This is a genomic window from Psychrobacillus sp., from assembly GCF_056205495.1.
This window is the reverse complement of sequence record NZ_JBAEAP010000474.1, coordinates 1-8,158: the sequence shown is the minus strand read 5'-3', so window position 1 is coordinate 8,158 and position 8,158 is coordinate 1. Positions and strand designations below refer to the sequence as shown.

The window sequence follows — 8,158 nt, the reverse complement described above, 5'->3', positions numbered from 1 at the left end:
GAGATTATTTTAACTCATTTAAGATTTCATCTAATTTTTCTGTTTCTGTTGTTACACCATTGCTTGAGAAGTACCAGTTAACACCATCTAGGTACACAATTTTTCCTTCTTTGTAAGCACGAGTTTGTTTAATAATATCATTTTCAATATCTGCTTTAATTGCATCTACATCAGAAGCAGTACGGTCAATTATTAATAAAACTTCTGGGTCTACAGAAAGAACCGATTCATAAGAGAAATCTGAACCATGAGATGATGCCTCAATATCAGTAGTTGCTGGTTTGAAACCAAAGTCATTGTACACATATGCAAAACGAGAATCTGCTCCGTTATCGAAACCAGAGATTTTTTTGTCATTGTACATTGCTACTAATGCATTTTCATAACCTGCTGCTTTTTCTTTCACTTCATCCACTTTTGCTTGTAGATCTGCTTTTAGCTTTTCAGCTTCTGTTTCTTTATCAAAGATTTGAGCTGCTAAGTCAACTGTTTCATTTACAGCGTTAATATAATTTTCATTGTCAGAACCGATGAATACTACATTTGGTGTAATTTCTTTTAATTCCTCATAGAATGGTGCTTGACGACCTGAGATGAAAATAACATCTGGCTCAGCAGCTGCTACTGCTTCAAAGTCGATTTGTTTTAGCGTACCAACATCAGCTACACCGTCAACAACATATTTTTCTTTTAAGTGTGGTGGGATATTACCTTTACCACCGTTCGCTGCGATTCCTACAATTCCCTCTACTCCAAGTGCATCAAGTGTATCTAAGAAACCGTAATCTAAAGTGATAATGCGCTCCGGCATTTTATCTAAAGTTACATCTTCAAATGTAATTGTTGTACCTTTTTCTTCATCTTCGCTTGAAGCTGTCAAAGAAGATATTTTCATTGGAAATGCAGATTTTTCAGCCGTGTCAGTTGCTGCTGAAGTTGAATCTTTCTCTGTAGATTCACCAGTTGCTGAATCATCATCTGAGTTACATGCTCCTAGCATTAATGTTAAAGCTGCAACTGCAGTTAAAAACTTCCATTTTTTCATCTTTCTTTTCCTCCTAAAATATACTTACTTTAATTGAAAATGATTATCATTTTCATTTCTAACTCTAGTTTAAATGAAACCCTCAAAATTTGTCAACTGATTTCTGCAATTAATTATCATTCTCATTTAGCCTCATGAAACACGTGCATAAGTGTCTGACTTATGCACGTACATGGAATCTACTGATTACAAACTAAAAGAAACTTTTCGTCTGCAAAGTTATTGAGAATTAAAGTATACGCAAATACGGCAACCATCTTGCACTTGTACTGGGATATCCATATCGTAGACATCACGTAATGCTTCGGAATTGATAATCTCATGTGTTGGACCATCCTTTACAAGGCGCCCCTCTTTCAGTGCAACGATACGATCAGAATAAACAGAAGCAAAGTTAATGTCATGTAATACAATAACGACAGTTTTTCCTAAATCATCTACAAGTTTACGTAAGATTTTCATGATTTGTACGGAATGTTTCATATCTAGATTGTTTAACGGCTCATCCAATAAGATATATTCCGTATCTTGAGCAATTACCATGGAAATAAAAGCACGCTGCCTTTGACCACCTGATAACTCATCCAAGAACTTATCTTGCATATCTGTTAAATTTAAATACTCCAGCGCTTGATCTACCAACTTCTCGTCCTCTGCATTTAGTCGTCCTTTGGAATAAGGATAGCGACCAAAAGCAACAAGCTCCCGTACTGTTAAACGGATATTTAAATGGTTGGCCTGCTTTAAAATAGCCACACGCTTTGCAAAGTTATTCGATTTCATTTTCTTTACATCCGTTTGATCTAAAAATACTTCCCCTGTATCCGCATCTAAAAGGCGGCTTACCATGGATAACAATGTGGATTTACCTGCACCATTTGGTCCAATAAAAGAAGTGATTGCCTTTGGTTGTATTTTTAGTGTTACATTTTCAACGACCGGTTTTTTCCCAAAGCTTTTAGAAAGCTCTTTAATTTCTATCATGCTGCTTTCCTACTTTCCTTTAGTAATAAGTAAATAAAGTAAATCCCACCGACAAAGTTAATGATGACACTAATAGTTGTATTTAAATGAAACACATGCTGTACGATAAATTGTCCTCCGACAAGGCCGATAATACTAATCAAGCTCGCTCCAACAATTAATACAGAATGCTTATACGTATCTAAAAATTGATAAGCTACGTTCGCTACGATTAGTCCTAGGAATGTAACAGGACCAACTAGCGCTGTGGAAGTAGCTATTAACACGGAAGATAAAATCAAAACTTGTAGAACAATCTTGTCATAGTTAACGCCGAGGTTAATGGCATTGTCTCGACCTAACGAAACAACATTCAAATCTTTTAATAACCTAGAGCCATACAAAAATGCCAGTCCTAGTATAACCATGGCAATTAGTAATAATTCGGTTTTCACATTCATAAAGCTTGCAAACAACCGAGCTTGTAAACTTTCATATTCAACAGGATCAATGATGACCTGCATAAATGTCACTAGACTTCCTAGCAAAGTCCCAATAATCATACCTGCTAATAAGAGAAGGAAGATTGGATACTTATCTGCTCGGAATAAGAAACGATATAAAAGCACTGCGAAAATGATCATCGCCATAATCGATACACTAAAGTTCAAATAACGATTTACGACGAATAAAGAGGCAGAGCCTGCTGTAAAGTAGATCACCGTTTGTACTACCTCATACATAGAGTCAACACCCATTACGGATGGTGTCAATAAACGATTATGTGTTACTGTCTGGAATATAATCGTTGCATATGCAATTGCAGTACCCGTGATTACCATTGCAGCTAAACGTTCCACACGCTTTGGAAAGGCATAACTAAAGCCGCCTTGAATATTATAAAATGCAAACAATGCCATACATACTAATGCAATAACAGCCAAAATAATTAGCTTCTTACTATTTTTTCGCATATGCTTTCCCCCTAAACAACATAATTAAGAAGATCGCACTGCCGATTACGGCAACTGTTGTATTTACCGGAATCTCATAGGGATGAACTATTAGACGGCTGATAATATCACATGCGAGTAAGAATGCTGCTCCCATGAAAATAGTATGCGGTATTGTCTTGCGTAAATTATCTCCTAAATACAAAGAAACGAGGTTCGGTACGATTAAACCTAAAAACGGTATAATACCTACCGTTAAAACGACCGTTGTAGAAATAATAGCTACAATAACAAGACCTATATTTAAAACTGTACGATAACTTAAACCTAAGTTTTTTGCAAAGTCCTCACCCATACCTGCTACAGTGAATTTGTTTGCGTAAATATAAGCTATAATAATGGCAGGTACGGCTACGTATAGTAGTTCATAGCGTCCAGAAACAATTAGTGTAAAGCTCCCTAAGAAGAAGGAATCCACATTTTGTAAGACATCTGCTTCGTATCCTAAGAATGTGGAAATGGCACCAATGATATTACCATACATAATACCAATTAAAGGTACGAACATAACATCCTTGAATTTAATACGCTCAAGCAATTGCATAAAAATAAACGTACCGATTAGAGCAAATGAAAAACTAAAGAAAATCTGTCCCATATAAGACATATTTGTAAAGAATATCATCGAAACAATGACCCCTAGTTTCGCTGCATCCAGCGTACCGGCCGTTGTCGGTGATACGAACTTGTTCCGACTTAAACTTTGCATAATTAAGCCTGCAATACCCATTCCTGCACCAGCTAAAATAATTGCCATTAAACGTGGCAATCGACTCATTACAAAGATTTGGGTCTTCTGGGAGTCCAAATCAAGCAGATCACTCGGTTTTATATCAATGGCACCTATAAATAGCGAAATAAAGGATAGGATAATAGTTGCTACTACTAATATCCATAATCTCATTTGTAATCCCCATAAAAAATATATTTCTCAACTTTGTTGATAACGATTATCATTATTGAGTCGTCTTTCATTATAAACAACGAATATAGTAAAATCAACATGTACTACTCAATTACATTGTTAATTTTAACAATTCTTTGTACTCTAAAATTATAAATTGACGTTAGTTTATGAACATATGTTTTAAAATATAGTTTAGGGTAGGACATTAACCTGAGAACTCTAGTTTTTTAGACCTAATAGCTTCCTGCAGTGACAATTATAAAAAAGATTAAATTCGTATTTAAATTGCATAGTGTAGTTATGAAAATAAAGAAACTTCTATGTAGATTACGTATGCATATTTCAACATTTGCTACATTTCACTATCATGAGAATATGAAAAAACTGCTCTTAATATTCCATCATACTTGAGAGCAGTTTTGTTGAATGATTTAGTTTACATACTGACTTCCTCTATACAAATAGCTTTCTTATTTCTTACCGAAAAGCCTTTCCTCCAGCTAATTGTAACCATGAAGGCCGACGCGACCAATAGTCCACTTAATATATAGAAACATATGATAATTAATCCGGAAGAGACCATTCCTGTAAAAAGACCTAGTAATAATATTCTAATGAGTAAACCAATAGAACGGAACAAACTATCAACTCTGCCAATAATCTTGTTCGGAACTTGATCCATCAGGAACGAATTTCTCGCTACTCGAGCCCCGCTGTTTCCAATAGCTAAAAACAACATTAACGATAGGTAAATAGGCAGCTCTACAAAAACAATCAAAGAAATGGCAACGGTATAAATAAGCACCCCTACTATAATAGTCTTCTCATTTCCTAGCTTTTTCGCAAGCATCGGAACAAATGCCCCTGCTAGCACTGCTCCGGCTGCATATATCATTCCTTCCAAGCCATATACGCTAGCGTCCGCCTCTAGTACTTCCACTAAATAAACAGGAAACAAATAATTCGTCAGCATAACTCCTATAAAGGGCATAAAGGCAAATATCAAAAAAACGAACATGGCTGGACGCGCCATCATGTAAGCTAACCCATCCCAAGCTCTACCCTTCTCTTCCTTCTCTGCTACTGATAGTTTCGCTCTGTTATAAGGAAGCTTAACATAGAAGTAAATAGCTGCTCCGTAAGTCAAAACATCTAATAGTAAGATATAATGTAAATCCCATTTCATCAACAAAATACTTGCTACTCCTCCAGCTATCATGCTAGAAAGCTGCCCCTGTACCTCCATCGTCCCGTTTAAAGATTTATATTGATCCTTATGAAAAATCTCCTGATTCATCGCAAACATAGTGGGATAAAAAATAGTGTAATACAGACTTCCAATCATATAAATTAGTGTATAATGCCAGATCTCATAGGATAATCCAAGGAATCCAATGGAAGCAAAAAACACTAATGCGATTAAACAAACTACTTCACTGATTAAAAGTAATTTTTTCCTGGACATTCTATCCACTAGAGAACCGACAAAAGGCGTTATTATAAAACTAATGATTGTCATAGTGATTGTAATGTATCCGAAGACAGTATTTCCTTCATCACTTGTCACGAGCATCCAAGGGATTGCAATCATTGTTATTCCAGAACCAATAGAGGAAGCTATATTAGCTAATATGATCAGCCAAAATCGCGAATCTTGATATAAATTTTTCATCGTCAAACACCCTTTCAAATATTCTTACTATTCTTAATGTAAGGGAATTGACGTGGATTGCATTCAGCCAATGGTCTTAAATCATCCTCATACCTTTGACCGAAGAAACCCACCTTTACAGTCAGATAAAGGTGGGTTTCTTTGTTTTATTTTAAGGTTTCCGTAAGATATAAGTCCTTTTGGATTTGTTTCAAAGCCTCCGTAAGCTCTATACGATAGAAAATAATTAAGTTTCTGGTTGCTCGCGAGACCATCGTGTAGAGAAGAAACTTGTCATTGGGCCCATTGTAAACCGATTGGTCAGCGTCTGCTATTAATACAGTCGTAAATTCAAACCCCTTTGCCATGTACCCTGGCATGATTAATATCCCTTTCATATATACCTTTTGTTCCTGTGATATTAGTTGAATAGAGGGAATGATATTCTTCAATTCCTCATAGAGCATCCGACAGCTTGCCATGTCCTTACATAAAATAACCAAAGAGGTGTTGGTCTCATAATAAGAATCTACCACTGCTTTTATTTCCGTTAGCTGCTGCTCCTTGTCTACTCTTTTTACTAATGGCTTTCTCCCCCTCACTCCTAGCGAGAGGACCTTATCTTGCTTTAAAACAGCACTCATAAAATCTGTAATTTCATGCGTAGAACGATACGATTTGTTAAGTTCTACTATTGATATATCGGAAAGCTCCCTTGGTATCTGATCTTTTTCTGTTGGATTTACTACTTGGTTTTTATCTCCCAGCAAGGTAAAGTGAGCTTTCGGAAAAAGCTGCTGAATAGCTTTAAACTGAAGAAATGAATAGTCCTGTATTTCATCGATTACAATATGCTTGATGTCTAGGTTTCTGTCAATCCCTTTGATTTTAGCTTGTATATACATAAGCGGACCTAAATCTTCATAAAAAAGTTGTTTGGATTTTATTTGTCGAATCGTTAATTCATAGACTTTTTTAGCCTCCAATGTATCCATACTCCTAATGGAACCCGTATAAATTTTCATGATGTTAACGAATCCCAGTTCTTCTATTGCACTATGGAGGGGTGAGTACTGCTTTTCTATCTCTTTTTTACTCTGTCTCATTAAATCCTCGTCATCACCGATGTATTGGTCGACTCCCCTAAGTTCCTCGTATCTCCTCAAAATCGCCTGTTCCTTCCATTCCCTTAACCTAGGCATCAAGTGATTACGGATCTTTTTTAAACGAAAATCTATTTCCAAGTTTGTATATTTTCGATAAAACAATTCTTGAAGCTCTGTAGCTGATATAAAAACTTTCTTGCCAATACTTAATGTGTAAAAAGGTAATCCGGCCATTCCTAAATCCTGTAGATATTGTACGAGATGAATTGCATAAGCATTTGAGTTTTTCCAGTAAAAGCTTTCCTGATGCATCAAGTCGGCCTTTTGTAGTCGCTCTACATTTTCATAAAAGGTCTCTGCCACTAATGGAAGACGCCTCATCCCTTTATATAAACGATAATAGGTTGAATGGACGACATTCTCCTCTCCTAATTCTGGTAAAACATTGGAAATATAATCATTAAACAAATCGCTTGGGGATATAAGCATAATATTTTTGGCGGAAAGCGTTCTGCGGTATTGATATAGAAGATAAGCGATGCGTTGCATAGCTACAGATGTCTTTCCACTTCCCGGTGGTCCTAGCACCATCATATTACGATGACTTTCTGAACGAATAACTGCATTCTGATCACGTTGAATGGTCGTCACAATACTCTTCATCTTTTGTTTTGCCGTATCATTCAAAAGGCTTTGCAGCACCTCATCACCGATATACATGTCTGCATCGAATATTTGTAGAAGATTATCGTAGGAGATTTTAAATTGTCGACGTCTTTGAATCTGGACGGGCACCAGCTCTTCACTAGGAATTTGGTAGAACGCTTCACCTAACTTGTTTTCATAAAACAGACTGGATATAGGGGCACGCCAATCATGGATAATGATATCACCTGTATCTTCTTCGCCAAACGTAGCGAGTCCAATATAAAGGCTCTCCAGTTGTTCATCCTCTATATCAATTCGTCCAAAATAGGCACTTTTATAGAGTAGCTCTAACTTAGAAAGCACATCATTAACATGGATATAACGAAGTTCTTTTTCCTTGAGAGTAGGTAGTATGGTTGCAAAATCAATTCCACGTTCATCAGACAAATCTGAGAATTCCTTTGAAACGGATTGCCGCTCTTCTATTAGTTCACCTTTTTGCTTTTTAAGAAAAACTTGAAGAACATCTATATGTCCCTTTAGCTTTTCAACTACTGTAGTTAAATGTCGCTGTTCCTCATCCCAAATATGTTTTTCCATCCACTAACCTCCCTGACATAGCATGCTTATGTATTATTACAAAAAATTCTAACAATTTGCAGTCTTATAATAAAAAAATAAATCTGCTATAATGAATATATAAGAAAGGCAGAGACACTAGTGTCCCTGCCTTTTATAGTCTATGCAAATAAGCAAAAATTTATAAGAGTTACCTCAAGGCTATAGCTCTAAAGGTATTCCCTTTATTTTAAATCGTTTCTTTAT

The 8,158-nt window shown here is 36.0% G+C and carries 6 protein-coding genes; all 6 read right to left on the bottom strand.

Annotated elements, in window-relative coordinates:
- Window positions 1-4: 4 nt before the first annotated feature.
- Window positions 5-1,045 (bottom strand): siderophore ABC transporter substrate-binding protein, encoded by a 1,041-nt coding sequence (locus AC06OU_RS13720; RefSeq protein ID WP_169359280.1) that lies wholly within the window; start codon window positions 1,043-1,045, stop codon window positions 5-7.
- 219 nt (window positions 1,046-1,264) lie between these two features.
- A complete protein-coding gene (locus AC06OU_RS13715) occupies window positions 1,265-2,029 on the bottom strand; it encodes an iron ABC transporter ATP-binding protein (protein ID WP_169359281.1) in 765 nt (254 codons plus the stop codon).
- Entirely contained in the window at window positions 2,026-2,982 is a 957-nt protein-coding gene (locus AC06OU_RS13710; RefSeq protein WP_169359282.1) for an iron chelate uptake ABC transporter family permease subunit, read from the bottom strand. The genes AC06OU_RS13715 and AC06OU_RS13710 overlap by 4 nt, the downstream gene beginning before the upstream one ends.
- Entirely contained in the window at window positions 2,969-3,925 is a 957-nt protein-coding gene (locus AC06OU_RS13705) for an ABC transporter permease (protein ID WP_169359283.1), read from the bottom strand. Before AC06OU_RS13705 ends, AC06OU_RS13710 begins: the two co-directional genes overlap by 14 nt.
- A 439-nt stretch (window positions 3,926-4,364) precedes the next feature.
- The gene (locus tag AC06OU_RS13700; protein WP_475856488.1) at window positions 4,365-5,600 is read right to left on the bottom strand and encodes an MFS transporter; all 1,236 of its coding nucleotides are present in this window, start codon (window positions 5,598-5,600) and stop codon (window positions 4,365-4,367) included.
- 146 nt (window positions 5,601-5,746) lie between these two features.
- Entirely contained in the window at window positions 5,747-7,933 is a 2,187-nt protein-coding gene (helD, locus tag AC06OU_RS13695) for an RNA polymerase recycling motor HelD (RefSeq protein ID WP_475856486.1), read from the bottom strand.
- Between the last annotated feature and the right edge of the window lie 225 nt (window positions 7,934-8,158).